The organism is Kiloniellales bacterium (genome assembly GCA_030064845.1).
In the GTDB taxonomy this organism is placed as follows: domain Bacteria; phylum Pseudomonadota; class Alphaproteobacteria; order Kiloniellales; family JAKSDN01; genus JASJEC01.
In genome coordinates, this window is sequence record JASJEC010000020.1 from 38,798 (window position 1) to 65,000 (window position 26,203).

The following is a 26,203-nucleotide window of genomic DNA, read 5'->3' on the forward strand; positions in this document are numbered from 1 at the left end:
GGCAAACCTTGGGGGAGGCCATGCGCATAGGGATCGTCTGCCATCCGTCGGTCGGCGGATCAGGTCTGGTCGCGTCGGAACTGGCGTTGCGACTGGCCGATAGAGGCCACGACGTCCACGTTATCTCGAAGCGGCGGCCGTTCCGCCTCGCCGAAGACGAGGATCGCGTCACCGTCCACCCGGTCGATCAGACCGACTACCCCCTGTTCGAGGGCGACCTCTACCTCTACACGCTCGCAGCGAAGATCGCCGAGGTCGTGGTCGGGCAGGACCTCGATCTCGTCCACGTCCACTACGCCATACCGCACGCCGCGGCGGCCTGGATCGCGCGCGACCTGAGCGAGCGGCGTTTCCCGATCGTCACCACGCTGCACGGCACCGACGTCACCATCGTCGGCCAGCGCCCCGAGGTCTTCCCGGTCAACCGGCTGAGTATCGAGCGCAGCGATGTGGTGACCACGGTCTCGCGCTTCCAGCGGATCCATGTCTTGAAGCACTTCGGGGCGCGCTGCCCCGTTCAGGTCATTCCGAACTTCATCGACCCGAACCAGTTCTCGCCCGCCAAGGCGTCGCTGGAGCTTCGGTCCAGGCTCTCCGGGGACGACGATTTCCTGATCATGCACACCTCGAACTTCCGACCGCTGAAGAACATAACCGGCGTGATCGAGTCCTTTCGGATTGCGGCGGAACGCCTACCCGCCCGCCTCGCCTTGGTCGGCGACGGCCCGGAGATGGACTGGGCCCGCGAGCGGTGCCGGCAGCTGGGTCTATCCGGCCGTGTCACCTTCATGGGTGAGGTGCAGTCGACGGCGGATCTGCTTGCCAACGCCGACTGCGTTCTGCAGCCGAGCTACACCGAGTCCTTCAGCATGGTGGCGCTCGAGGCCATGGCGTCGGCGGTGCCGGTCGTGGCGAGCAACCGCGGCGGCATCCCCGAGGTGGTCGAACACGGCGTGACCGGCTTCGTCGAGGACCCGGACGACCACGAAGGCCTTGCCGGCCATCTCGTCGACCTGGGCCGGGACCCGGATCTCAGGCGCCGTATGGGCGCCGACGGCCGCCGCCGGGCGATCGAATCCTTCCACTGGTCCGACCGCGTCGCCGACTACGAACTCTGCTATCGCGCCTGCCTCGACCGGCCGGCGACGGCGCGCCATGTCGTTTAGTTAGCCGGATGCCCGTCAAGCAGCTGGTAGGCGCGGCGCCGGTCGAGAAGCTCAAGAAGCTGGGCTCGTCCTCTCCGGTCCTGGTCGCCTTCGTGCTCGGTATCGTCGCCGGCTTCGTGTTCGGCGACCTTGTCGCCTTCCTCAGCGTCATCGGCGACGCCTTCATCAGCCTGTTGCAGATGACCATCATTCCCTACGTGGTGGTCTCGCTGATCTTCAGCCTGGGCAGCCTCAGCTACGAGCAGGTACGCACGATGGGGGTCAAGATCGGCATCCTGCTGCTGATCATCTGGGGCGTCGGCCTCGTCGCCATGTACGCCATCGTCTTCAGCTTCCCGGAGCGCGAAGCGGGGACGCTCTTCAGCACCAGCTTCCTGGAGCCCGTCGAGCCGGTCGACTTCATCGAGCTCTATATCCCGACCAACCCCTTCTTCTCGCTGTCCCAGAGCTACGTGCCGGCGATCGTGCTGTTCTGCATCGCGACCGGCCTGGCGCTGATCGGCGTGAAGGAGAAGACCTCGCTGATGGAGCAGGCCAATGCCCTCTCAAAGGCCTTCGTGACCATCACCCAGTACATCGTCAAGCTCATGCCGATCGGCATCTTCGCCATGACCGCGGCGACCGCCGGCACCATGAACATCGACGAGTTCGAGCGCCTGCAGGTCTACTTCGCCGCCCACATCGTCATGGCGTTGCTGCTCACCTACTTCGTCCTGCCGGCGATCATCGTGTGCTTCACCCCGTTCCGCTTCTGGGACGTCGCGCGCGGCGCCCAGGACGCGCTGATCACCGCGTTCGCCGCCGGCAACATCTTCATCGTCGTGCCCCTGCTGATCGAGCGCACCAAGGAGCTCTACCAGGCCTACGACCTGGGCGGCGAGGCCGCGGAGCGCTATCCCGATATCATCGTTCCGATCGTCTTCACCTTCCCGAACCTGGGCAAGCTCACGACCATCATCTTCGTGCTCTTCGCCGCATGGTTCGCCGGCTCGTCGGTCGACCCCGTGACCTACGTCGGCGTGGCGATCAACGGGCTGATCAGCCTGTTCGGCAGCGTCTTCCTGACCGTGCCCATGCTCCTGAACGACCTCGAGCTGCCGGCCGATCTTTTCCAACTCTACGTGGTTTCCAGCCTGCTCTCCGGCCGCTTCACCTCGCTGCTGGCGGCCATGAACATCTTCATCATCGCCGTCGGCGGCACCGCCATGCTGGCCGGAATCGCCCGCATCAACCGACGCAACGTTATCCTCATGGCGGTGCTCACGCCTCTGGTGTTCGGCGCGTCCATCGCGGGCACCGGTCTGCTGCTCGGCCGGATCGTCAGCGCCGAGTCGGAAATGGGCGAGATGATCGCCGGCATGAGCGCGTCCGAGGAGGTGCCCGAAGCACCCGCCCCGCCGCCGCCGCAGGCGGACGCCGAGCAGAAGGGGCCGCGCAGTGTCCAGGAGATCATCGAGAGCGGACTGCTGCTGGTCGGCTACAGCCCCAACAAGCTGCCGTTCTCCTATCAGAACGACGCGCGCAAGCTGGTCGGCTTCGATATCGAGTTGATGCGCAATCTCGCCGCGGACCTCGGCGTCCGTGTGCACTTCGAGCCCTACAAGCTGAGCGAGACCGTCGAGATGCTGGACAAGGGCCAGATCGACGTCGCGGTCTCCGGCGTGCAGATGACGGCCCAGCGCATGACCCAGGTCGGCTTCACGGTGCCGATCCTTCAGTTGCACTATGGACTCGTCGTACGCGACCACAACAAGGAGCTCTTTTCCAGCGACAAGGCGATCCGGGAACGGGGCCGCCTGACCATCGCCACGACCGGCGACTATGACATCGTGCCAAAGCTGGAGGCCCAGTTCCCGGACCTGGTTTTCGTCCAGATCGAACAGGACCAGGACTTCTTCCGCAGCACGGGCCAGTTCGACGCGCTCCTGACCAGCGCCGAGGCCGGCACGGCCTGGTCCCTACGCCATCCTCAGTACACCGCCGTGTTCCGGCGCGGCGCCGTCAAGTCCTTCCCGGCGGCCTACGCGATCGCCTTGGAGAACCGCGCACTGGGTGCCTATCTCAACAGCTGGCTGCACCTGCAGGAATCCACAGGCAAGGTCCAGCGGCTCTACGACTACTGGATCCTGGGCAAGGACGCCGCGCCCAAGGAGCGCCGTTGGTCGGTGCTCAAGGACGTCTTCGGGATCGAATTCGAGTGGTGACGCCCTGGGCGGTCGCTGGAATTCCCCCGAGCTCCATTGCAAAAAGTAATACAAAAGATTTATTATTGTAATTTCTAAAATAAATGAAGTAATTGCACAATACTTAAATGACTTTTAGGTGTAATTCTTAAATAATTATAGGCGCAATCTTGATACAATGTTTTCACTTGAGAGCGAATGCAACGAGCCGGGTCGGTGCAGAAGGCACGAGCCCCGTTGCCACGCCCAGTCAGCTCGCCGGTGGGAATATCAAGAGGAGCGCGAATGGCGCAGCAAAGCACGCGGCCTTGGGAAACGGAGTTCAAAGTCGACAAGGTCGAGGGTGTCGTCGAGACCCCGGACCTTAGAGTGCTCAAGATCTCGCTCGCGGGGGGCGACATCATTCCCTGGCATTGGCATGCGCATGTGACCGACCGCTTCGTGTGCCTGGAGGGCGTCCTGGTCGTGGAGACCAGCAGCCCGCGCGCATGCTACCGGTTGGAAGCGGGTGGCGAGTGCCTGGTGCCGGCGAAGGTGCCGCACAAGGTCAGCACGGACGATGCAACGCCGTGCCGCTTCATGGTGATACAAGGCGTCGGCGCCTATGACTACCACGCCGTCTAGAGCGGATCATGTTTAGATGGAACCACTTCGTGGTTTCCAACTAAACATGTGAATCCGCTCTACATCCTAGGTTTAGAGCAGATCCGGGTTTGATGCCCCCGCCGTTCCGTCAATAACCCCGCTCGAAATCCACCACGTTCTCCAGCGGCTCGCCCGCGCGCTCGCGGCGGATCGCGGCGGCGACGGACTCCGCGGCGCTCTCGGGGATGGTCATGCTGGCGATGTGCGGCGTCACCAGGACGCGCGGATGACCCCAGAAGGGGCTCTCGGGCGGCAGGGGCTCTTGCTGCATCACGTCGAGGGTGACGGCGCCGACCTGGCCGCTGTCGAGGGCCGCCAGCAGGTCCTTCTCGACCACGTGGCCGCCGCGGCCGACGCTGATCAGCGCCGCGCCCCGGGGCAGCTGGGCGAAGGTCTCGGCGCTCAGGATGCCCTCGGTCTCGGGCGTGAGCGGCAGCAGGCAGACCAGAATGTCGCTCGCCGCCAGCATGGCCGAGAGGCCGTCCGGGCCGTGGTGGCAGGTCACCCCAGGCACGGACTTGGGCGTCCGGCTCCAGCCGTGCAGCGGGAACCCGAAGGGCAGCAGCGCCTCGGCCGCGGCCGTGCCCAGGGTGCCGAGGCCGAGGATGCCGACCGGGCGGCGCGCGGTCGGGATCTGCACCAGCTCGCGCCACTCCCGGCGCGCCTGCTGCGCCAAGTAGTCGAGCATGTAGCGGTGGTGGAACAGCACGTTCATGACCACGAACTCGGTCATGCCCTGGGTCAGCCCGGGCTCGACCATGCGCACCACGGGCACGTCCTTGGGCAGGTCCGGGTCCGACGAGAGGTGGTCGATGCCGGCGCCGATCGAGAAGATGACCTTGAGGTTGGGCAGGGTCTTCAGGAAACCGGACGGCGGCTGCCACACCAGGGCGTAGTCGATCTCCGCCGGATCGCCCAGCTCGGACCAGGCGCGGGTCTCGATCTCCGGGGCCGCGCGGGCCATCGCGTCCTGCCAGGCGGTGCCGCGGTCGATGTCGGTCTTGATCAGTAGGGTCGGGGCGCTCATGCCCCGATATCACATGGAAACCACGCCGCTTTCAACCGCCTCCAGGTCGAAGGCGGCCTTCATCAGGGCCTGGGTGTAGGGATCGGCGGGCGCGTCGAAGATCTGGGTTGCGCTGCCGTGCTCGACGACCCGGCCGGCGCGCATGACGATGACCTCGTCGGCCAGGGCGCGCACCACCTTGAGGTCGTGGCTGATGAAGAGGTAGGCGAGACGGTGCTTCTCCTGGAGTTCGCGCAGCAGGTCGACGATCTGCGCCTGGACCGACATGTCGAGCGCCGAGGTCGGCTCGTCGAGCACGACGAAGCGCGGCTTCAGCACCATGGCGCGGGCGATGGCGACGCGCTGGCGCTGGCCGCCGGAGAACTCGTGGGGATAGCGGTGACGGCTCTCCGGGTCGAGCCCGACCTCGTTGAGCGCCGCGACGATAAGGTCCTCGCGCTCGGCCTCGGTGCGGCCGAGGCCGTGGACCTTGAGGCCCTCCTCGACGATCTGGCCGATGGAAAGCCGCGGGCTGAGCGAGCCGAAGGGGTCCTGGAACACCACCTGCATCTCGCGCCGGAGCGGGCGGAGCGCCTTGGACTTCCGCCCCTGGATGTCCGTGCCGTTGAAACGGATCGCCCCCTTGCTGGAGATCAGGCGCAGCAGGGCCAGGCCGAGTGTGGTCTTGCCCGAGCCGCTCTCGCCGACCACACCCACGGTGTGGCCCTCGCGCACCGCGATCGAGATGCCGTCGACCGCACGCACGTGGTCCACCGTGCGCTTCAGGAGACCAGCCTTGATCGGGAAGTGAACCTTGATCTCGTCGCCCTGCATGACCGTGGGCGCGTCGGGAAGGGCGGCGATCGGCGCCCCGCTCGGCTCGGCCGCCAGGAGGCGCCTGGTATAGCCGTGCTGGGGCTGGGTGAAGATCTCCTCGACCGCGTTGCTCTCGACGATCTCGCCCTGGGTCATGACGCAGACCCGGTCGGCCATTTTGCGCACGATGCCGAGGTCGTGGGTGATCAGCAGCAGCGCCATGCCCAGGTCGCGCTGCAGGTCCTTCAAGAGCTTGAGGATCTGGGCCTGGATCGTAACGTCGAGCGCGGTGGTCGGCTCGTCGGCGATCAGCAGGTCCGGCTCGTTGGCCAGCGCCATGGCGATCATGACGCGCTGGCGCTGCCCGCCGGAGAGCTCGTGGGGATAGGCGTTGAGCCGCTTCTTGGCGTCGGGGATGCCGACCATGTCGAGCAGCTCGAGGGTGCGATTATGGGCCGCCTGGGCCGAGAGACCCTTGTGCAGGAAGAGGGTCTCGTTGATCTGCTTCTCGACCTTGTGCAGCGGGTTGAGCGAGGTCATGGGCTCCTGGAAGATCATCGAGATCTCGTTGCCGCGCACCTCGCGCAGGGTCGCCTGCCCCGCCCCGATCAGCTCGCGCCCCTTGAAGCGGACCGAGGCGCCGGCCGGGTGGCGCGCCAGGGGATAGGGCAGGAGCTGCAGGATCGAGAGCGCGGAGACCGACTTGCCCGAGCCGCTCTCGCCGACCAGCGCGAGCGTCTCGCCCTTGCCGATCTCAAAAGAGACGCCCTTGACCGCCTGGACCGGCTGGCCTGGCATGTCGAAGGTGACGCCGAGGTTGGCGACCTGGAGCAGCGGCGCCGTCACTTGCCGGCCCTCCCGCCCGCCGGCGCGGGCTCGCCCAAAGCCTCCTGCGGGCCGGTCTCCTCGGGCGGCGCGGCGTCGGCGAAAAGCTTGCGCGGGTCGAAGGCGTCGCGCACCGCCTCGCCGATGAAGATCAGCAGGCTAAGCGTCACGGCGATGGCGAAGAAACCGGTCAGCCCGAGCCAGGGCGCCTGCAGGTTGGCCTTCCCTTGGGCCAGGATCTCGCCCAGCGAGGCCGAGCCGGGCGGCAGGCCGATGCCCAAGAAGTCGAGCGAGGTCAGCACCGTGACCGAGCCCGCCAGGGTGAAGGGCATGAAGGTGATGGTCGCCACCATGGCGTTGGGCAGCACGTGGCGGAACATGATGACCAGGTTGCTGACGCCGAGCGCGCGGGCTGCGCGGACGTAGTCGAAGTTGCGCGCGCGCAGGAACTCGGCGCGCACCACGCCGACGAAGCCCATCCAGCTGAAAAGCAGCAGCAGGCCCAGGAGCCACCAGAAGTTCGGCGTCACCACGCTGGCCAGGATGATCAGCAGGTAGAGCGTCGGCAGGCCGGCCCAGATCTCGATGAAGCGCTGGAACAGCAGGTCGGTCCAGCCGCCGAAGTAGCCCTGGATCGCGCCGGCCGTGACGCCGATGACCGCGCTGATCAGGGTCAGCGTGAAGCCGAAGAGGACCGAGATTCGGAAGCCGTAGATCAGCCGCGCGGTCAGGTCGCGGGCCTGGTCGTCGGTGCCCAGCCAGTGCTCGCCGTCGGGCGGCGAGGGCGCCGGCACCGGCAGGTCCCAGGCGACGGTGCGGTGGTTGTAGCGGATCAGTGGCCAGATCATCCAGCCATTGGCGTTGATGTTCTCGGCCACCACCGGGTCGCGGAAATCCGTCTCGGTCAGGAACTCGCCGCCGAAGGTGGTCTCCGGTTGGGCCTTGAAGATCGGCATGTAGAAGCCGCCGTCGTAGTAGACCAGAAAGGGCTTTTCGTTGGCGACGAACTCGGCGAAGAGGGTGACGACGAAGATCACGGCGAAGATCCAGAGCGACCAGTAGCCGCGCTTGTTGGCCTTGAAGTTGTTCAGTCGGCGCCGGTTTAGCGGCGTGATCTTCATGCCGAGGAAGCGGTTCTCCCGCGCTCTACTCCCGGCGGTGGCGGTCGCGTCGGCCACGATCAGACCTCCCGGCTCTCGAAGTCGATCCGGGGATCGATCAAGGTGTAGGTGAGATCGCCGATCAGGCCGAGCAGAAGACCCAGCAGCGAGTAGAAGTAGAGCGTGCCGAACATGATCGGGTAGTCGCGCGCGAAGGCCGCCTCGAAGCCGAGCAGGCCGAGGCCGTCGAGCGAGAAGATCACCTCGATCAGCACCGACCCTGTGAAGAGGATGCTGATGAAGGCCGCCGGGAAGCCGGCGATGACGATCAGCATGGCGTTGCGGAAGACGTGGCCGTAGAGCACCCGCCCCTCGCTCAGGCCCTTGGCCCGGGCGGTGATGACGTACTGCTGGCCGATCTGGTCGAGGAAGGAGTTCTTGGTCAGCATGGTCAGCGCGGCGAAGCCGCCGATCACCATGGCCGTGACCGGCAGGACCATGTGCCATAGGTAGTCCAGAATCCGCTCGGGCCAGCTCAGGCTCGACCAGTTCTCCGAGACCAGGCCGCGCAGCGGGAACCAGTCGAGATAGCTGCCGCCGGCGAAGACGACCAGCAGGAAGACGGCGAAGAGGAAGCCGGGCACAGCGTTGCCGATGATCACCACCACGCTCGTCCAGATGTCGAAGCGGCTGCCGTCGCGGACCGCCTTGCCGATGCCGAGCGGGATCGAGATCAGGTAGACCAGCAGGGTGGTCCAGATGCCCAGGGAGATGGAAACCGGCATCTTCTCGAGCACCAGATCCACCACCTTGCGGTCGCGGAAGAAGCTCTCGCCGAAATCGAACACCAGGTAGTTGCCCATCATATCGAAGAAGCGCTCGTGCAACGGCTTGTCGAAGCCGAAGCGGCGCTCGAGCTCAGCGATGAACTCCGGATCCAGACCCTGGGCGCCGCGGTAGCGGCTGGTATCGCTCGCCGTCTTCTGCGAGATCTCAAGGGTCTCGCCCGAGCCTTCCCGGGTCACCCGCTCGGTGATCTCCGTGCCGTCACCGGTAATCTGGGCGATCGCCTGCTCGACCGGCCCGCCCGGGGCGAGCTGTACGACCACGAAGTTGATCACCATGATTCCGAACAGTGTCGGAATCATGAGCAGCAGGCGGCGGATGATGTAGGCGGTCATGGCGGCGACTCTCCTAGGCCTGGCGGTTCTGCATGGCCCGCCGGAACACGAAGAAACCCGCGAGCATGAGGGCCGCGAGCACCATGACGATCACCGCCGGACCCGGTCTGCCGTCGCCGGACAGATCGGCTTCCTGCGGCGTCTCTTCGAGGCGCTCTTCCAGCCGTGCCGCCTTCTCCGGATCAAACCACCACCAATTGAACGAGGTGCCGATCTTGGCGTTGCCGTCGGGCGGACGATCGAACTTGTCCCAGTAGGCGATGCGCCGCTTGCTGAGGTGCCAGTTCGGAATGACGAAGTGGTGATGCAGCAGGACGCGGTCGAGCGCCCGGGTCCGGGCCACCAGGCTCTCGCGGCTCGGCGCCGTGATCACTAGTTCGATCAGCTCGTCGATCACCGGGTCCTTGATGCCGACGAAGTTCCGCGCGGCCGGGGAGTCGGCGGCGGCGCTGCTCCAGTAGTTGCGCTGCTCATTGCCCGGCGACTCCGACTGGCCCCAGCCACCGATAAACATGTCGAAGTCGAAGGAGCGCAGGCGGTTGATGTACTGCGAGGTGTCGACAAGGCGTATCCTGGCCTCGATGCCGAGCCGCGCCAGGTTGCGCTGGAATGGCAGGACGATGCGCTCGAAGGTCGGACTGCGCAGAAGGATCTCGAAGCTCATCGGCGTGCCGGTCTCGGCATTGACCAGCTTCATGTCGCGAACCACCCAGCCGGCTTCCTCCAGCAGGGCGAAGGCGCGGCGCAGGTTGTCCCGCGGCCAGCCGCTGCCGTCGGTCGAGGGCGCTTCGTAGGGCGTCGTGAAGACCGCTTCGGGCACACGCCCGCGGAAGCGTTCCAGGATCTCCAGCTCCTCGCCCTCGGGCAGGCCGGTCGCCGCCAGCTCGGAGTTGGAGAAGTAGCTCTCGGTGCGGCTGTACTGGTCGAAGAAGAGCTTCGGATTGGTCCACTCGAAGTCAAAGGCATAAGCCAGCGCGCGGCGCACCCGCCAGTCTTTGAAGACGTCGCGGCGGGTGTTCATGATGAAGGCCTGCATGCCGGTCGGCTGACCGTGGGGGATCTCCACCTTCTTGAGCCAGCCGTCGCGCAGCGCCGGCACGTCGTACTCCAGCGCCCAGGACTTGGCCGTGTTCTCCTCGCGGAAATCGACCAGCCCGGCCTTGAGCGCCTGGCGGATCACCGTACCGTCGCGGAAGTAGTCGTAGCGGATCCGGTCGAAGTTGTCCTTCCCGCGATTGACCGGCAGATCCCGACCCCAGTAGTCCTCGACCCTTTCGGTCACGACATAGCGGCCGGCCTCGAACTCGGTCACCACGTAGGGGCCGCTGCCGAGCGGAGGCACCAGGGTGGTCTTCTCGAAGTCCCGGTCCTGCCAGTAGTGCTTCGGCAAGATCGGCAGCTGGCCGACGATCAGCGGCAGCTCCCGGTTGCCCGCCTCGGAGAAGTTGAACCGCACCCGCCGGGGCCCGATCTTCTCCGCGCTCTCGACGCTGCCGTAATAGAAACGGAAGACCGGCGGTCCCTTGGCCTTCAAGGTATCGAGCGACCAGATGACGTCCTCGACGGTGATCGGCTCCCCGTCGTGCCAGCGCGCCTCGGGCCGCAGCTCGAAAACCACCCAGGAACGGTCCTCGGGCCACTCGACCCACTCGGCGAGCAAACCGTACATGGTGAAGGGCTCGTCGTAGCTGGATGTCATCAAGCTCTCTGTGGCGTCGCCGACGCCGGGAGTGCCCTTGGGAATGAAGCTGTGGAAGCTGTCGAAGGTGCCCTGCTGGGCGAGGCGCACGCTGCCGCCCTTGGGCGCGTCGGGATTGACGTAGTCGAAGTGGGTGAACTCGGGCCCGTACTTCGGCTCGCCGTGCATGGCGATGGCATGGCCGCGGTAGATCGTCTGACCGTCCTCTCCGATCCGCGTCTCGTAGGCCGCGCCGAGCGCGCCGGTCGCGGCGATCAACAGGGGTATGAGGAGCAGGGAGAGAAGACGCATGGGCCTCGGCGGTCGCGCGTGCGGGACTAAGGGAGGGAGTTAATGCCTCGCCGGTGACCTGGCAAGGCTAAGCGGGCCTGGATAACGAATTGTTAACCATGCTGAAGCAGCGCCAGCGCGGCTTCGTGGAGCGCCGGATCGCCGGCCGCGACGACCCGCGGGCCCGAGTCGAGGCCGAGCGCCCGGCCCTCCCAGTCGGTGACGGTCCCGCCCGCGCCGGCGATGATCGGCACGTGGGCGAGGTAGTCGTAGGGCGCCATGCTCGACTCGACAACCAGGTCGACGAAACCGCTGGCCAGGAGGCCGTAGGAATAGCAATCGCCGCCGTAGAGCGGCATCTTGACGGCCCGGCTCAGCCGGTCGAAGGCCTGTGCCTCGGCGCCCTCGAACATGTCCGGCGAAGTGGCGCAGAGCGCCGCCGCGCCGATCCCGGCGCAGGCGCGCGCGCTGACCGGCCGCCGGCCCTCGCAGTTCCCGAAGACCGTCGCGTGGCCGCGCGCGCCGACCCAGCGCTCGCCCAGTGCGCCCATGTCGATCACGCCGAGCAGCGGCGCGCCCTTGTGCAGCAGGGCGATCAGGGTGCCGAAGAGGGGGTTGCCGGTGATGAAGCGCTTGGTGCCGTCGATCGGGTCGAGCACCCAGACGTAGTCCGCGTCGGCGCGCTCTGCGCCGTGTTCCTCGCCGACGATGCCGTGGTCCGGATAGCTTCCGGCGATCATGTCCCGAAGTCTCGCCTCGGCCTCCCGGTCGGCCCGGGTCACCGGCGACTGGTCGGCCTTGTCGATCACCTCCAGCCGGCTGCGGAAGGCCGCCGCGGTGATCGCCCGCGCGGCATCGGCCAGGGCGTCGGCGAAGTCGATCAGGGTCTGCGGACAGGGCGCCGCCTGTCCCGTTTCGGCCGACGCCACCCTCGCGCTCCCCGGCGGGCTACTCGGGCAGGGGCAGCGGGCTGCCGGACAGGGTCCGGAGGTAGGCGATAAGGTTCGCCCGGTCGTCGACCTTCTTGAGGCCGGCGTAGGCCATCTTGGTGCCCGGCGCCCACTCCTTGGGCTTGGCCAGGAAGGCGTTCATGTTGCCGTAGTCCCAGCTCTCGCTGGCCTTTTCCTGAAGCGCGGCGGAGTAGGAGAAACCGCCGTGGCTGGCGATCGCCCGACCCATGACGCCGTAGAGGTTGGGACCGACCTTATTGGCGCCGCCGTCATTGAAGCTGTGGCAGGCGGTGCATTTCTTGGTGACCTTCTCGCCGGCCGCGACGTCGGCCGAGGCCAGAAGCGGCTCGACCGGCTCGAGCGCCGGGGCCGCGGCGGCGACCGTTTCCACGGCCTCGCCGTCCTCGTCCGCGACGATCGGATAGGCGTTCTCCGCGATCCGCGGTGGGTGTATCAGGACGTGATTGGTGATGAATCCGATACCGCTCGCGATGACGGCGGCGGTGAGCACCGCGCCGATGATCTTGGTGCCTTCGAGATCCGACATCGAGGTTCCCCGTACAGCCCTTCGCCAAACGCTGCGGGACCTTAGCCCCAGCCCCCCGGCCGTTCAATAGCCGGCGCACGAAATATCGCGCACTTGCGCCGGCCCGGAAGATGCTCTTACCTGCGCGGCCTGACGGAGCTCGGGCGGCTCCCGCCGCCGGCCCTGAACCCTGTGGAACGCCTCATGATCGACAGCGAGACCACGATCGTCATGATCCCGGCGCGGCTCGCCTCCACGCGGCTGCCGGACAAGCCGCTCGCCGACATCCACGGCGCGCCGATGATCGTGCAGGTCTGGCGCCGCGCCGTGGAAGCCGGGATCGGCCCCGTGGTGGTGGCCGCAGCCGAAGCGGCCATCGTCGACGCGGTCGTGGCGGTCGGCGGCCGGGCGGTCCTGACCGATCCGGCGCACCCGTCGGGCTCGGACCGCATCGCCCAGGCGCTGAACGAGATCGATCCCGGGCGCAGCTTCGAGACCGTCGTAAACCTCCAGGGCGACCTGCCGACCCTGGAGCCTGTCGCCTTGCGGCGGGTGCTGGAGCCCCTCGCCGACCCGGCGGTCGACATCGCCACCCTGGCGGTCGAGATCACCCGGCCGGAGGAGCGGTCCAATCCCAACGTGGTCAAGGCGGCGGCGGCCTTTCCCGAAGCGGCGGCGCCGGACGCCGGGGTTGCGCGGGCGCTCTATTTCAGCCGCGCGCCGGTGCCCTGGGCCGGCGCGGCCGACGACCTGCCGCTCTATCATCACATCGGGATCTACGCCTACCGCCGGGCCGCGCTCGAGCGTTTCGTATCCCTGCCGCCGGGCGGCCTTGAGCGGCGGGAGAAGCTGGAGCAGCTGCGCGCCCTCGAGGGCGGCATGCGCATCGACGTGGCCCTCGTTGACACCCTGCCGCTCGGTGTCGATACTCCCGCCGACCTCGACCGGGCCCGGGAACTGCTCGCGCCCCGATCGTCTTAAGCACTGATCCTTCGGACAAAATCTTCATGAGCGAGTCCACCACGCGCACCGGCCGGATCGCGTTCCAGGGTGTCCCCGGCGCCAATTCCGACATGGCCTGCCGCGCCGCCTATCCGGAGCTGACCACCCTGCCCTGCGCGTCCTTTGAGGAGGCCTTCGCCGCGGTGCGCGACCGCCGGGCCGACCTGGCCATGATCCCGATCGAGAACTCGATCGCCGGACGGGTCGCCGATATCCACCACCTCCTGCCGGACTCCTCCCTGCACATCGTCGGCGAGCACTTCCACAAGGTGGACCACTTCCTGCTCGCCCCCAAGGGCGCCACCCTGGCTGGCCTGAAGGTCGTCCGCTCCCACGTCCAGGCCCTCTCGCAGTGCCGCAACTTCATCCGCGAACAGGGCTTCGAGGCGCTGATGCACGCCGACACGGCGGGCGCGGCGGCGGAAGCGGCGGCGCTTGGCGACCCGAGCCAGGGGGCCATCGCCTCGGCCCTGGCGGCCGAGACCTACGGCCTCGAAGTGCTGGCGGGCAACGTCGAGGACGCCGAGCACAACACGACCCGCTTCGTCATCATGTCCGAGGAGCCGGTCGATCCGGACCCGGCCGAAGGGCCGGTCATCACCACCTTCGTGTTCCGTGTGCGTTCGGTGCCGGCCGCGCTCTACAAGGCGCTGGGCGGCTTCGCCACCAACGGCGTCAACATCACCAAGCTGGAGAGCTACATCATCGACGGCTCCTTCACGGTCGCCCAGTTCTACGCCGACATCGAGGGGCACCCGGACCAGCGGCCGGTGCGTCTCGCCCTCGAGGAGCTCAGTTTCTTCTCGCGCGAGGTGCGCATCCTGGGCGTCTACCACGCCGCCCCCTTCCGTACGGACTCCGGAGGCGCCGGCGGATTTTGACCCGCCCTCACGGTTGCAGCTGTCTTGCAATTGACACGGCAAAGTTACTAAAAGGCCCCTGGCATCGGGTAGAGAACCCGCTTATCTCGACAGGGTAAAAGAGCGCGGGGAGGAAAGCGCGATGGCGAACGAAGGGCTTTGGTTGGACCCCGGCAGCGAGCCGAGCGTGGCCGAGCTGTTGGCCGATCCCGCCGCGCGGCTGCTGCTCCGCTATGACGGCCTGACGGCGGATCAGGTCTGGACCGTCGTGCAGGATGCGCAGGTCCGGCTGGACACCGCCCTCGGCCTAACCCGCCCGGACATCGAGGCCGCCTAGTTCGTTGAAGGAGCAGCTCTCGCGCTTGAGCACGGTCATCCTTCGACAAGGGGCGAAGCCCGGCGCTGCGCGCGGATGAGGTTATTTCTTTGAAGCATCACACCCTCACCCTGAGCCTGTCGAAGGGTGATGGCGCCGGCTAGGCACATCCCAACCCGAAGATCACGAGCCAGATCTAACCCTCGGCGATCCAGTCTTCGACCAGGCGGCGGGCGATCGAGTCGCGCCGCGGCAGGCGCAGCGTCTCGTCCTCGGGTGATTCGCGCAGCTCCGCGCGGGTGAACCAGCGCGCGCTCTCGATTTCCTCCTCGTAGATCCTGATCGGCGCCGGATCGACCTCGGCGGTGAAGCCGAGCATGATCGAGGCGGGAAAGGGCCAGGGCTGGGAGGATTGGTAGCGCACCCGCCCGACCTCGACGGCGAGGCCCACTTCCTCGGCCACCTCGCGGGCGACCGCCTCCTCCAGGCTCTCGCCCGGCTCGACGAAGCCGGCCAGGGTCGAGTGCATGCCCGGCGGCCAGACTTTCTGCCGGCCCAGCACGCAGCGCTCGCCGTCGTGCACCAGCATGATCACCGCCGGGTCGGTGCGCGGGAAGTGCTGCAGCCCGCAAGATTGTTCCGTGCAGACCCGAATGTGGCCGCCGCGCCGGCTCTCGGTCGGATGGCCGCAGTTGCCGCAGAATCGGTGGCGCCGGTGCCAGTGCATCAGGCCCCGGGCGTAGGCCATGATCGAGCCCTCGTGGCGGGCCATGAGCGGCCCGACCGCGCGCAGGTCGTGGAACTCCCCTGACGCGGGCAGCGCCAGTTCCCGCTGCGGCTCTTCCAGGTGCGAGAGGTCGAGCGCGATGTAGGCCCGCTCCTCGGCGACGCCGAGGAAGACCTGCTGGCCGACCTGGGGCAGGAAGGCCGCGACCTGTTCCGCGCCCAACCAGAAGGGCCGGGGCGCGTCGCCCGGGACCACCAGGTTGCGCGAGCGCCAGACCGCGACGAAGCGGGTCGCCGGGTCGCCGAGGCGGGCGCGCAGCCAGGCCTCGTCGTGCCGCAATGGGTCGGCCCGGTCGAGGCCGGCTCCGCTGTAGAAATTCGGCCGCTGCATGACGGGCCGGAAGGTGGCATAGGCGGTGAAGCGAGGCAATCATCCGAACCGAGAGCTTTCCAAGGGTTCGGCCGACTCTGCGTCCTACTGTGGCAACAGTCCGCGGTCTTGCTTTCTCTGCCATTCACATCTGTTCTCGACGCATGTCACACGATGATCGGCCGCCCAGCCCAGGCAGTGCCAATGCGGAAAGCAAAACTGGGCATAAACCTCGATCGCCGATTCAATCTCCGCCCGCTTGGCTTTGTTGAACAGAGTGCCGCAGCCGACGGAGCGGTTGGAATTGTAGGCTACGGCCGTACAGTCATCCGCCCGCTCGCAATAATTGACCGCGGCCATGACACCCTGGAGGTGGTCATTGGCCGCTTGGCAGTCCTTGATTTCCTGTGAGGAGGCCGTCCGACTCTGCGTGATTGTCAGCCCCGCGAGGACAAGGACGAGAAACATCTTCGGACACAACAAGACAGGAATCTCCCACGTCATTGGATCGACGAGCACGCCGACCTGGGCGAGTCTACTACATGTGCCGGCTTCGCTCTGGAAAGGCGCTCGGGTTTGGTGCAGCAAACTTGGATAGCGAGTCGGATATTCGAGATGATATCAAGGGCGCCTAGATCAAATCCTTCGTGAGCCCTTCAGCCGTGGCCGAGCACATGGAAAGCACGACGTCGTTGCGCGGCGCACAGCGCGACCCGACCCGGTCCTTCCTGGTGTCCTTCCCGCTCGGTCACCTGGCGAACGACTTTGCGCCCGGATCCGTCTGGCTGCTGACGCCGGCGATCGCGATCGCCATGAACCTGTCGCCGGCCGAGATCGGGCTCTTGATCGGGATCCATACGGTCGGCGCCGCGCTCGGCTACCTGCCGGCGGGGATCCTGGCCGACCACGTGGCCAACCGGGGGCGCCTGCTGGCGGCGACCTTCTGGTGGGTCGGCATCGGCTACATCGTCGCGTCCTTCGCGCCGGGATTCTGGACGCTGGCCATCCTCATGGCGGTGGCCGGCCTCGGCGACGCCGCCTGGCACCCGATCGCGACCGGCGTCCTGGTCCAGGCCCGGCCCCGGCGGCGCGCCCAGGCGCTCGGCATCCACGCCATGGGCGGAACCTTCGCCGAAGTGCTGGCGCCGCTCGCGGTCGGCTTCCTGCTGGTCCACCTCGACTGGCGCTCCACGCTGCAGATCGCGGCCCTGCCCGCGCTGGTCATGGGCCTCTACTTCCTCTTCCTGCTCCCGCGCGTGCCGCCCTCGCCAGATGGCGCCATGTCGCGCGCCGATTTCGGCGCGATCCTCAGGGTCTGGTACAGCCGGACCGGGCTCAAGATCGCCGGGCTGACGAGCTTCTACAACATGGCCCTGATTGCGATCATGGCCATGACGCCGCTTTTCCTGCAGAGCGCCAAGGGCTTCTCCTCGGCCGCGGCCGGCGCGGTCTTCTCGGCCATGATCCTGGCGGGCGCCCTGGTGCAGCCCCTGGTCGGCTACCTCTCCGACCTGGTCGGGCGCAAGGCGATCATTATCGTCGGCAACCTGGTCGGCGCCATCGGCGCCATCGGCCTGTTCCTCGACTTCGGGCCGCTCACGATCGTCGCTCTGCTGATCGTGGCGGTGGGGGCGCTCACCTCGGTACGGGCCGCGGTGCTGGCAACCGCTGTGGACTTCGCCCGCAGGCGGGAAGGCACGACCCTTGGTCTCGCCTTCGTCATGCTCGACGGGGTCGGCGCCGTCGGCAGCATTCTGGCCGGCGCCGTCGGCAACTGGGACCTGACCTACGCCTTTCTGATGGCCGCCGTCTTCGCGCTGGTCGCGGTGCTGATCGCCGCGGCGACCCCGGCCGTCGCGCGGGACGGTTGAGCGGCACCGGGGCCGCCGGGCGCCGCCAGAGAGCCCTTGCCCGCCGGCCCGGGATCGCGGATAGTCGGCCCGGGAGGTTGGCAGCGGACGGGCGGCTCGCCAACCCGGTCAGGCCCGGAAGGGAGCAGCCGTAACGAGATTTGCCCGGGTCGTCCACCCAGCCTCCCACCTCCCGCGCGCCCGGCAAGGGCGCAGAATCGGACCGGACGAGAGCACCCGCGCGGGCAAGAGCAAGCGGCGGCCCGAACCGCCGGAACCATTCGAGGAAGGCCCGAAGCCCCCGCGATGAGCGACGCCGCCGACCGACCGAAATCCGAGGCATACCGGGTCCTCGCGCGCAAGTATCGGCCGACCACCTTCGACGACCTGATCGGCCAGGAGGCGCTGGTCCGCACCCTGTCCAACGCGATCGGCAGCGGGCGGGTCGCCCACGCCTTCGTCCTGACCGGCGTGCGTGGGGTGGGCAAGACCACGACCGCCCGCCTGATCGCCCGGGCGCTCAACTGCGTCGGGCCGGACGGCCAGGGCGGGCCGACGATCACGCCCTGCGGCGTCTGCGAGTCCTGCCGGGCGATCGCCGAGGACCGCCACGTCGACGTGATCGAGATGGACGCGGCCAGCCGGACCGGCATCGACGACGTGCGCGAGCTGATCGAGGGCGTGCGCTACCGGCCGGTCTCGGCGCGCAACAAGATCTACATCATCGACGAGGTCCACATGCTGTCGAAGCAGGCTTTCAACGGCCTGCTCAAGACGCTGGAGGAGCCGCCCGACAACGTGGTCTTCGTGTTCGCCACGACCGAGATCCGCAAGGTTCCGGTGACGGTGCTGTCGCGCTGCCAGCGCTTCGATCTCAAGCGGGTTCCCGAGGCGGTCCTGACCAGCCACTTCGCCGCCATCGCCGAGAAGGAGGGCATCGAGGCCGGCGAGGCCGCGGTGGCCATGATCGCCCGCGCCGCCGACGGGTCGGTGCGCGACGGCCTTTCCCTGCTCGACCAGGCGATCGCGCTCTCGTCTTCCGCCGGCGGCGGGCCGGTCCGGCTGGACGAGGAGGAGGTCAAGCAGATGCTCGGCCTCGCCGACCGCACGCGGATCTTCGACCTCTTCGAGGCGGTCATGGCCGGCAAGGCGCCGGAGGCGCTGGCCCTGCTGGCCGAGCTGCACGGCGGCGGCGTGGCCCCGGCGGTGGTGATCGAGGACCTGCTCGAGCTGACCCATTTCCTGACCCGCGCCAAGCTGGTGCCGGACACGCTCTCGGCGCCCGCCCTGCCCGAGGCGGAGCGCGAGCGCGGGCGGCACCTGGCCGGAGAGCTCGGCCTGCCCGCCCTGGCGCGCGCCTGGCAGATGCTGCTGAAGGGGCTGGGCGAGACCCAGTCCGCGCCCGACCCGCTGCAGGCGGCGGAGATGGCGCTGATCCGCCTGATCTACGCCAGCGACCTGCCGACCCCGGGCGAGCTGGTCAAGCGGCTGAGCGAGGGCGCAGAGAGCGCCGCGCCTGCGCCGCCCGCCGCGCGCGGCGGCCCGTCGGGCCCGAGGACGCAGAGCGCGCCGCGGGGTGAGACCATCGCTGCGGCCGCCCAGTCGGAGCCCCTGCCCGAGACTCTCGCCGAGCCCCTGGCCGAGTCCCGGCGCGAACCCCAGGCCGAGCCGTCCGCCGCGGCGCCGCCGCAGCCGACCAGCTTCGCCGAGGTGGTCGAGCTGGCCCGGGTGAACCGGGAGCGGCTGTTCGCCAGCCAGCTCGCCGCCCAGGTTCATCCGGTGAAGTTCGAGCCGGGCCGGATCGAGCTGCGCCTGGTCGAAGAGGCGCCGCGCGATCTGGCCGGCCGCCTGGGCCGGCTGCTGGAAACCTGGACCGGGCGGCGCTGGATGGTCAGCATATCCGACCAGGAGGGCGCGCCGACCCTGCAGGACCAGGAGAAGGCGGACGAGGAACGCCTGCGCCGGGAGGTCATGGCGCAGCCCCTGGTCAAAGCCGCCATGGATACCTTTCCCGGCAGCCGCCTCGTGGTACGGCGCGAGGCCGGGCGGCCGGAACCGGAAACCGACGATCAAGGAGATGAGGCGCCATGAAGAACCTCGGTCAGATGATGAAGCAGGCGCAGGAGATGCAGGCCAAGATGGCCGACCTGCAGAACCAGCTGGCGGCCGCCGAAGTCAGCGGCGCGGCCGGCGGCGGCATGGTCAGCGTGACCATGAACGGCAAGGGCGAGATGACCGCGATCAAGATCGACCCTAGCCTGATCCAACCGGACGACGCCGAGGTCCTGGAGGACCTGATCGTCGCCGCCGCCTCGGACGCCAAGGCCAAGGTCGAGGCCTTCGTCGCCGAAGAGATGCAGAAGCTGACCGGCGGTCTGCAGCTGCCGCCCGGCATGAAGCTGCCCTTCTGAGCGGGAACCGCGCGCGCCGAAGTCCATGTCGGCCCCCATGGCGACCAGGGAGATCGAGCGTCTGATCCAGCAGCTGGCGCGGCTGCCGGGGCTGGGGCCGCGCTCGGCGCGGCGCGCGGTCCTGCACCTGATGAAGCGCCGGGAGTCGCTCATGCTGCCGCTCGCCGACAGCCTGCGCGAGGCCGCCCAAAAGCTGGCCGACTGCGGGGTCTGCGGCAACCTCGACACCAGCGATCCCTGCGGGATCTGCAGCGATTTGGAACGGGACCGCGCGGCGGTCTGCGTCGTCGAGGAGATCGGCGATCTCTGGGCGATCGAGCGCAGCGGCGCCTTCCGCGGCCTCTACCACGTGCTCGGCGGCACCCTCTCGGCACTCGACGGGCGCGGGCCCGACGACCTGAGGATCGGCGATCTCGCGGCCCGGGTCCGCGACACCGGAGTGCGCGAGGTGATCCTGGCGCTCTCGGCCACGGTCGACGGTCAGACCACGGCGCACTACGTCGCCGAGCGCCTGGCCGGGCTCGACGTCGCCGTCACCCGCCTCGCCCACGGCGTGCCGGTCGGCGGTGAGCTGGACTACCTGGACGACGGCACCCTGAGCGCCGCCCTCAAGGCGAGGCGGCCGGCGTAGGTATCACCTCTCCCTTGGGAGAGGTCGCCGAGGCGAAGCCGAGGCGGGTGAGGGTCTTTGGTGCACGACAAGAAAACAACTCGCCCTCACCGCGCGTAGCGCCGGGCTTCGCCCCCCTTTCCGAAAGGGAGAGGTCTTAAGCTTCTGTTTTCATTGTATTTTATTGAATTAATTGGATTTTAGTTAAATCTACTATTTACTCAAATCGCGTTAATCGCCCGCGACCTGGCGCAGGGGCGCGATGTCGTCGCCCCGCGGCGGCGCCTCCTCGAACTCGAGCTCCTCGATGCGCAGGCCGCGGCGGGTCACCTTGTCCGAGGAGATCCGGATCTGGCGCAGGTCCTCGCCGGCCTGCTCGAAGTGCCGCTGCAGCTTGGCGGCCCGCTCGTCGAGCCGGGTCACATCCTCCAGCAGCTTCAGGATCTCGGCCTGGATCACGCCGGCCTGCTCGCGCATGCGCACGTCCTTGAGCACGGCGCGCACCGTGTTGAGCGTCGCCATCAGGGTGGTCGGCGAGACGATCCAGACCCGCGCCCGGTAGGACTCCTCCACGACCGGCCGGAAGTTGGCGTGGAGCTCGGCGTAGATCGCCTCGCTCGGCAGGAACAGGAGCGCGGACTCGGCGGTCTCGCCGGGGATGATGTAGCGCTCGGCGATGGCCTGGACGTGGACGCGCAGGTCCTGGGCCAGCGCGCGGCGCGCCTGCTGGCGGCCGGGGTCGTCGGCGGCGCTGCGCAGGGCCTCGTAGCTTTCCAGGGGGAATTTGGAGTCGATCGCGATCGGCCCCGGCGGGTTGGGCAGCTTGATCAGGCAGTCGACCCGCCGCTTGTTGCCGAGGGTCGCCTGGAAGGCGTAGCTGTCCGGCGGCAGGATCCCGGTGACCAGGTCGTTCAGCTGGATCTCGCCGAAGGCGCCGCGCGCCTGCTTGTTGGACAGGATCTCCTGGAGGCCGACCACCTGGGTCGAGAGCTCGGTGATGTTCTTCTGGGCCCGGTCGATCACCGCTAGGCGCTCGCGCAGCTCGCTGAGCGCGTTGTGGCTGCGCGTGGTGGAGTCCTGGATGTGGTCGCCGACCCGCTTGGAGAGGTCGCCGAGGCGGGCCTCCAGCGCCTGGGTGACGGCGCGCTCCTGGGCCTGCAGCTGCTCGGCCAGACGCGCCTGCAGCGCGGCCTGGCTCTCGGCCATCTGGGCCAGGCGGCCGGCCAGCTCGGCCCGCCGGCCGCGCCCGGCGGCCAGGACAACGGCGGCGACGAGGCCGCCCAGCCCGAGCAGGACCAGGACGGCCAGGGCGGCGAGCAGGACCAGGGGGTCGAGGCGGTCGGCCAGGGCGGCGAGCTCCGGCGATTCCATCGGGACGACCTTTCTTGACGACTCGGAACAGGGTTAAATTCTAGCATGCCAGCCCAATGGGGAGAAAAGCGGGACTCGGCTTGACGCCCGGCCCGATGCGCCATAGGTAGAAGAGAGCTTTATTGGAACGATTCTAAGTAAGTTTCGAGGACAATCGCCGATGGCGAAGCTGCCCATCATCGTCGCGCCGGACCCCCGGCTGAAGAAGATCGCCAAGCCGGTCGAACGGGTCGACGCGCGTATCCGGCAGCTCATGGACGACATGCTGGAGACCATGTACAACGCGCCGGGCATCGGGCTGGCGGCGCCCCAGGTCGGCGTGCTGGAGCGGGTCATCGTGGTCGACTGCGCGGGCAAGGACGAGGAGCCCCAGCCCTACCGCATGGCCAACCCGGAGATCGTCTGGGTGTCCGACGAGGACGCCCGTTACGAGGAGGGCTGCCTCTCGCTGCCCGAGCACTACGCCGAGGTGGTCCGGCCGGCGGCGGTCAAGATCCGCTTCCTGGACCATGAAAACGAGATCCGGCAGATCGACGCGGACGGCCTCCTGGCGACCTGCGTGCAGCACGAGATCGACCACCTGGACGGAATCCTCTTCGTCGACCACCTGACCGCGCTGAAGCGCAACATGATCCTGCGCAAGCTGCTCAAGGCCAAGAAGGCCGCGAAGCCCGCCGCGGCGCCGGCCCCGGCGCTCTGAGCGGCGCCGCCCAGCGGCCGTGCCCCTCAGACTCGCCTTTCTCGGCACGCCGGATTTCGCGCTTCCCTGCCTGAAGGCCCTGGCCGAGGCCGGCCACGAGATCGCCTGCGTCTACTGCCAGCCGCCGCGCCCGGCGGGCCGGGGCCACAAGCCGCGGCCCTCCCCCGTGCAGGCCCTGGCCGAACAGCGGGGCTGGCCGCTGCGCACCCCGAACAGCTTCAAGGACCCGGCGGAGCGCGACGCCTTCTCGGCGCTCGCCCTGGACGCCGCCGTGGTCGTCGCCTACGGCCTGATCCTGCCCGCCGAGGTCCTGGCCGCGCCCCGGCTCGGCTGCCTCAACCTCCACGCCTCGCTGCTGCCGCGTTGGCGCGGGGCGGCGCCGATCCAGCGGGCGATCCTGGCCGGCGACGCGGTCACCGGGGTCACCATCATGCAGGTCGACGCCGGCCTCGACAGCGGGCCCATGCTGCTCCGGGAAGAGCTCGCCATCGGCCCCGAGACGACCGGCGCCACGCTGCACGATGCCCTGGCCGAACGGGGCGCCCAGATGATGGTCCGGGCGCTCGCCGGACTGGACCGGGGCGACCTCGTGCCGGCGCCCCAGCCCGAGGAGGGGGTGACCTACGCCGCCAAGCTGACCCGCGAGGAGGCGCGGCTCGACTGGCGCCGACCGGCAGCCGAGCTGGAGCGTCAGGTGCGCGCTTTCGATCCCTGGCCCGGCGCCTTCGCGGTCCTGCCGCGCGACGGCGCGCCCGAGCGGATCAAGGTGCTTCGGGCGTCCCTGGCCGAGGCGCCGGCCGGCGCCCGGCCGGGCGCGGTGCTCGACGACCGGCTGACTGTCGCCTGCGGCGAGGGCGCCCTCCGCCTCGAGCGGGTGCAGCGTGCCGGCAAGCGGCCCATGACCGCGGCCGAGCTGCTGCGCGGCTTCCCGGTGGCGCCGGGCACGCGGCTGCCCGCGCCCGACGCGGACGGCGCCGGCTGACGGCCATGGCGCGCTGGAAGCTCACCATCGAGTACGACGGGACCGACTACGTCGGCTGGCAGCGCCAGGACAACGGGCCGAGCATCCAGGGCACGCTGGAGCGGGCCGTGGCCGGCTTCTGCGGCGAGACCGTCAACGTGATCGGCGCCGGGCGCACCGATTCCGGGGTCCACGCCTTCGGCCAGGTCGCGCACCTCGATCTCGAGCGCGAGACCACGCCCAAGACCCTGCGCGACGCGCTGAACCACCACCTGAAGCCCCACCCCATCGCGGTGCTGTCGGCCGAGCCCGCGGCGCCCGGCTTCCACGCGCGCTTCTCGGCGGTCTCGCGCGGCTACCTCTACCGCATCGTCAACCGGCGCGCGCCGCTCGCCCTGGACCGGAACCGCGCCTGGTTCGTGCCCGTCCCGCTCGACGCCGAGGCCATGCACGCGGCCGCCCAGGTCCTGGTCGGGCACCACGACTTCTCCTCCTTCCGGGCGGCCGACTGCCAGGCCGACTCGCCGGTCAAGACGCTCGATCTGTTGAACGTGGTGCGAGTCGGGCGGGACGTGCGCATCGAGGCCAAGGCCCGTTCCTTCCTGCACCGCCAGGTCCGCAACATGGTCGGCAGCCTGAAGCTGGTCGGCGCCGGTAAGTGGCGCGAGGCCGACCTGCGCGACGCCCTGGAGGCGCGCGACCGCCGCGCCGCCGGCCCCGCCGCGCCCGCCTGCGGCCTCTACCTGACCGCCGTCGGCTACGACGAACCCGAGACAGCCGGCTGCTAAGAGAGTGCATAGCCTGCACCATCACCCTTCGACAGGCTCAGGGTGAGGGGGAAATGTGTCAAACACGTACCCTCATCCTGAGCTCGTCGAAGGATGACCGTGATCAAGAGCTCAGGGGTACTTCAGCCGCTAGCTGATCATCGACAGGCCGACGGCCTCGATGACGTAGGCGATGAAAAGCGAGAGCATGACGATCCCGCCGGCCGCCATGGCGCCGATCCGGAGCGCCGTCGCGGCGATGAAGCCCTCGAACGCGAGGATCGCGAAGAAGGCGCCCAGCTTCAGGAAGTTGCCGACAGCCTCGGGCACCAGCCCCGAGGCCGCGACGGCACTGACCGCGAGATAGAAGGCGGCCTCGAGCACGCTGGCCCAGTTGGAGGCCACGACGTAGCCGATGTACTCGCCGGAGCGCTGCATGGCCTCGGCGAGGTGGAACATCACCAGCGGAAAGACGGTCCAGCCGAGGACGTAGATCAGGCCCTGCACGGCGGCGAACTCGACTGGCCCGGCGGTCATCTCGCTTTCGCCAAGTTGGCCGAACAGCAGCGCGGCGTGCACCGGCAATACGATGACCGCGGCGAAGAAGGAACGCCAGAAACCCTCGACGCTGCGGTTGAAGAACTGCAGCGCCGACTTGTCCAGGCGAACCAGGCGCCAAACGGCGTAGAGCGAAGACGCGATCTCCGCCGCGGGCGGGATCATCGGGTGAAGTAGCCGTCGAGCACCGCCCGGTAGATCGCGCTCAGGGCCTCCAGGTCGGCCAGCGCCACGTGCTCGTCCACCTTGTGGGCCGTGGCGTTGAGCATGCCGAGTTCCACGACCGGCGCGTGATCCTTGATGAAGCGGGCGTCGGAGGTGCCGCCGGTGGTGCCCAGCTCCGTCGGCCGGCCGGTGACCCGCTCGACCGCGCTGCTCACCAGGTCGCTCAGCCGGCCCGGCGGGGTCAGGAAGGATTCGCCCGACACGCGGATGTCGAGCTCGTAGCGGGCGCCCTGGCGGTCGAGCCGCTCCCGGATCCAGCGCTCGACCGAGGCGCTCGTATGCTGGTCGCTGAAACGGCAGTCGAACACGGCCTTGGCCGCGGCGGGGATCACGTTGGTCGCCGGGTTGCCGACGTCGACCGAGACGATCTGCAGGCTGGTTGGCGGGAAATGGTCGCTGCCCCGGTCGAGGGGCGCTTCGAGCAGCGCCGCCAGCATGGCGACCAGGTGGTGGACCGGGTTCTCCGCCAGGTCGGCGTAGGCCGAGTGGCCCTGGATCCCGTGCACCGTGAGGCGGCCGTTCATGGCGCCGCGACGGCCGATCTTGATCATGTCGCCGAGCCGCGCGTTGCTGGTCGGCTCGCCGACCAGGCAGTGGTCGATGGTCTCGCCCCGCTCACGCATCCAGTCGAGCACCTTGCGCGTGCCGTTGACCGCGGCAGCCTCCTCGTCGCCGGTTATTAGGAGCGAGAGCGACCCTTCGAAGCGGCCCTTGCGGGCCTCGAGGAAAGCGGCCAGCGCCGCCAGGAAGGCGGCGATCGAGCCCTTCATGTCGGCCGCGCCGCGGCCGTAGAGCTTGCCGTCGATCACCGCGCCGGCGAAGGGGTCGACCCGCCAGGCCGCCGGGTCGCCGACCGGTACCACGTCGGTGTGGCCGGCGTAGCAGAAGTTGGGCCCGGTCTCGCCCAGGCGGGCGTAGAGGTTGTCGACCGGCTCGGTGCCCGGCTCCTCGAAGGTCAGGCGGTGGCAGGTGAAGCCGAGCCCGGTCAGGCAAGACTCGACCAGGTCGAGCGCGCCGGCGTCGGCCGGCGTCACGCTCGGACAGCGGATCAACCGGGCCGCCAGGTCGGCCGCCGCCAGCGCCGTCGCGTCCAGGTCGAGGGTCATGGC

Annotated in this window: 25 protein-coding genes and 1 other RNA gene; 14 read left to right on the forward strand and 12 right to left on the reverse strand. The window is 68.5% G+C overall.

Annotation, left to right across the window (positions count from 1 at the left end):
• The first annotated feature begins 20 nt into the window (after positions 1 to 20).
• From bshA to QNJ67_09965, 3 genes are all read left to right on the forward strand, one after another.
• Positions 21 to 1,166 carry an N-acetyl-alpha-D-glucosaminyl L-malate synthase BshA gene (gene bshA, locus QNJ67_09955; protein MDJ0609288.1) on the forward strand — a complete coding sequence of 382 codons (1,146 nt, stop codon included), beginning with the start codon at positions 21 to 23 and terminating at the stop codon, positions 1,164 to 1,166.
• 8 nt (positions 1,167 to 1,174) lie between these two features.
• Positions 1,175 to 3,370: a cation:dicarboxylase symporter family transporter gene (locus QNJ67_09960; protein MDJ0609289.1), complete on the forward strand. Its 2,196-nt coding sequence runs from the start codon at positions 1,175 to 1,177 to the stop codon at positions 3,368 to 3,370.
• A gap of 264 nt (positions 3,371 to 3,634) precedes the next feature.
• Entirely contained in the window at positions 3,635 to 3,973 is a 339-nt protein-coding gene (locus QNJ67_09965) for a cupin domain-containing protein (GenBank protein MDJ0609290.1), read from the forward strand.
• A 109-nt stretch (positions 3,974 to 4,082) separates the two neighbouring features.
• Here QNJ67_09965 and QNJ67_09970 read toward each other — a convergent pair whose 3' ends face one another.
• The 7 genes from QNJ67_09970 to QNJ67_10000 all read right to left on the reverse strand — a co-directional run bounded on the left by QNJ67_09970 (position 4,083) and on the right by QNJ67_10000 (position 12,388).
• Positions 4,083 to 5,021: a glyoxylate/hydroxypyruvate reductase A gene (locus QNJ67_09970; GenBank protein ID MDJ0609291.1), complete on the reverse strand. Its 939-nt coding sequence runs from the start codon at positions 5,019 to 5,021 to the stop codon at positions 4,083 to 4,085.
• Positions 5,022 to 5,030: 9 nt separating this feature from the next.
• Entirely contained in the window at positions 5,031 to 6,614 is a 1,584-nt protein-coding gene (locus QNJ67_09975) for an ABC transporter ATP-binding protein (protein MDJ0609292.1), read from the reverse strand.
• Between the two features lie 44 nt (positions 6,615 to 6,658).
• A complete protein-coding gene (locus QNJ67_09980; GenBank protein ID MDJ0609293.1) occupies positions 6,659 to 7,762 on the reverse strand; it encodes an ABC transporter permease in 1,104 nt (367 codons plus the stop codon).
• A gap of 59 nt (positions 7,763 to 7,821) precedes the next feature.
• Positions 7,822 to 8,922, reverse strand: coding sequence for a microcin C ABC transporter permease YejB (locus QNJ67_09985; GenBank protein MDJ0609294.1), 1,101 nt, complete (start codon positions 8,920 to 8,922; stop codon positions 7,822 to 7,824).
• A 13-nt stretch (positions 8,923 to 8,935) separates the two neighbouring features.
• A complete protein-coding gene (locus QNJ67_09990) occupies positions 8,936 to 10,912 on the reverse strand; it encodes an extracellular solute-binding protein (protein ID MDJ0609295.1) in 1,977 nt (658 codons plus the stop codon).
• A 92-nt stretch (positions 10,913 to 11,004) separates the two neighbouring features.
• Positions 11,005 to 11,820 (reverse strand): histidinol-phosphatase, encoded by an 816-nt coding sequence (gene hisN / locus QNJ67_09995; GenBank protein MDJ0609296.1) that lies wholly within the window; start codon positions 11,818 to 11,820, stop codon positions 11,005 to 11,007.
• 19 nt (positions 11,821 to 11,839) lie between these two features.
• On the reverse strand, positions 11,840 to 12,388 hold the full coding sequence (locus QNJ67_10000; GenBank protein MDJ0609297.1) for a cytochrome c family protein: 549 nt from the start codon (positions 12,386 to 12,388) through the stop codon (positions 11,840 to 11,842).
• 186 nt (positions 12,389 to 12,574) lie between these two features.
• Between QNJ67_10000 and QNJ67_10005 the strand changes: the two genes are divergently transcribed.
• From QNJ67_10005 to QNJ67_10015, 3 genes are all read left to right on the forward strand, one after another.
• Complete coding sequence (locus tag QNJ67_10005) at positions 12,575 to 13,348, forward strand: 3-deoxy-manno-octulosonate cytidylyltransferase (protein ID MDJ0609298.1); 774 nt, start codon at positions 12,575 to 12,577, stop codon at positions 13,346 to 13,348.
• Between the two features lie 26 nt (positions 13,349 to 13,374).
• Positions 13,375 to 14,250 (forward strand): prephenate dehydratase, encoded by an 876-nt coding sequence (locus tag QNJ67_10010; GenBank protein ID MDJ0609299.1) that lies wholly within the window; start codon positions 13,375 to 13,377, stop codon positions 14,248 to 14,250.
• A 121-nt stretch (positions 14,251 to 14,371) separates the two neighbouring features.
• Positions 14,372 to 14,566 carry a hypothetical protein gene (locus tag QNJ67_10015; protein ID MDJ0609300.1) on the forward strand — a complete coding sequence of 65 codons (195 nt, stop codon included), beginning with the start codon at positions 14,372 to 14,374 and terminating at the stop codon, positions 14,564 to 14,566.
• A 175-nt stretch (positions 14,567 to 14,741) separates the two neighbouring features.
• Here QNJ67_10015 and nudC read toward each other — a convergent pair whose 3' ends face one another.
• The gene (nudC, locus tag QNJ67_10020; GenBank protein ID MDJ0609301.1) at positions 14,742 to 15,662 is read right to left on the reverse strand and encodes an NAD(+) diphosphatase; all 921 of its coding nucleotides are present in this window, start codon (positions 15,660 to 15,662) and stop codon (positions 14,742 to 14,744) included.
• 84 nt (positions 15,663 to 15,746) lie between these two features.
• The gene (locus tag QNJ67_10025; GenBank protein MDJ0609302.1) at positions 15,747 to 16,160 is read right to left on the reverse strand and encodes a hypothetical protein; all 414 of its coding nucleotides are present in this window, start codon (positions 16,158 to 16,160) and stop codon (positions 15,747 to 15,749) included.
• A 128-nt stretch (positions 16,161 to 16,288) separates the two neighbouring features.
• On the opposite strand from QNJ67_10025, the gene QNJ67_10030 reads away from it, so the two are divergent.
• The 5 genes from QNJ67_10030 (at position 16,289) to recR (ending at position 20,533) form a co-directional block, all read left to right on the forward strand.
• A complete protein-coding gene (locus tag QNJ67_10030; GenBank protein MDJ0609303.1) occupies positions 16,289 to 17,512 on the forward strand; it encodes an MFS transporter in 1,224 nt (407 codons plus the stop codon).
• Positions 17,513 to 17,584: 72 nt separating this feature from the next.
• Positions 17,585 to 17,681: signal recognition particle sRNA small type (ffs, locus tag QNJ67_10035), an RNA gene on the forward strand.
• 116 nt (positions 17,682 to 17,797) lie between these two features.
• The gene (locus QNJ67_10040) at positions 17,798 to 19,582 is read left to right on the forward strand and encodes a DNA polymerase III subunit gamma/tau (protein ID MDJ0609304.1); all 1,785 of its coding nucleotides are present in this window, start codon (positions 17,798 to 17,800) and stop codon (positions 19,580 to 19,582) included.
• Complete coding sequence (locus QNJ67_10045) at positions 19,579 to 19,902, forward strand: YbaB/EbfC family nucleoid-associated protein (GenBank protein ID MDJ0609305.1); 324 nt, start codon at positions 19,579 to 19,581, stop codon at positions 19,900 to 19,902. Before QNJ67_10040 ends, QNJ67_10045 begins: the two co-directional genes overlap by 4 nt.
• A gap of 37 nt (positions 19,903 to 19,939) precedes the next feature.
• Positions 19,940 to 20,533 carry a recombination mediator RecR gene (gene recR / locus QNJ67_10050; protein ID MDJ0609306.1) on the forward strand — a complete coding sequence of 198 codons (594 nt, stop codon included), beginning with the start codon at positions 19,940 to 19,942 and terminating at the stop codon, positions 20,531 to 20,533.
• Between the two features lie 210 nt (positions 20,534 to 20,743).
• Here recR and rmuC read toward each other — a convergent pair whose 3' ends face one another.
• Positions 20,744 to 21,883 carry a DNA recombination protein RmuC gene (gene rmuC, locus QNJ67_10055; GenBank protein MDJ0609307.1) on the reverse strand — a complete coding sequence of 380 codons (1,140 nt, stop codon included), beginning with the start codon at positions 21,881 to 21,883 and terminating at the stop codon, positions 20,744 to 20,746.
• A 160-nt stretch (positions 21,884 to 22,043) separates the two neighbouring features.
• On the opposite strand from rmuC, the gene def reads away from it, so the two are divergent.
• From def to truA, 3 genes are read left to right on the forward strand one after another with little or no spacing between them, the layout of a single operon-like run.
• Complete coding sequence (gene def, locus QNJ67_10060; protein MDJ0609308.1) at positions 22,044 to 22,583, forward strand: peptide deformylase; 540 nt, start codon at positions 22,044 to 22,046, stop codon at positions 22,581 to 22,583.
• Positions 22,584 to 22,602: 19 nt separating this feature from the next.
• Positions 22,603 to 23,565, forward strand: a complete 963-nt coding sequence (gene fmt / locus QNJ67_10065) for a methionyl-tRNA formyltransferase (GenBank protein MDJ0609309.1) — start codon at positions 22,603 to 22,605, stop codon at positions 23,563 to 23,565.
• 5 nt (positions 23,566 to 23,570) lie between these two features.
• A complete protein-coding gene (truA, locus tag QNJ67_10070) occupies positions 23,571 to 24,332 on the forward strand; it encodes a tRNA pseudouridine(38-40) synthase TruA (GenBank protein MDJ0609310.1) in 762 nt (253 codons plus the stop codon).
• A gap of 129 nt (positions 24,333 to 24,461) precedes the next feature.
• On the opposite strand, the gene QNJ67_10075 is transcribed toward truA, so the two are convergent.
• Together QNJ67_10075 and dapE are read right to left on the reverse strand one after the other, a co-directional pair.
• Positions 24,462 to 25,034 (reverse strand): hypothetical protein, encoded by a 573-nt coding sequence (locus QNJ67_10075; GenBank protein ID MDJ0609311.1) that lies wholly within the window; start codon positions 25,032 to 25,034, stop codon positions 24,462 to 24,464.
• Positions 25,031 to 26,200: a succinyl-diaminopimelate desuccinylase gene (gene dapE / locus QNJ67_10080; protein ID MDJ0609312.1), complete on the reverse strand. Its 1,170-nt coding sequence runs from the start codon at positions 26,198 to 26,200 to the stop codon at positions 25,031 to 25,033. Before dapE ends, QNJ67_10075 begins: the two co-directional genes overlap by 4 nt.
• Positions 26,201 to 26,203 lie beyond the last annotated feature (3 nt).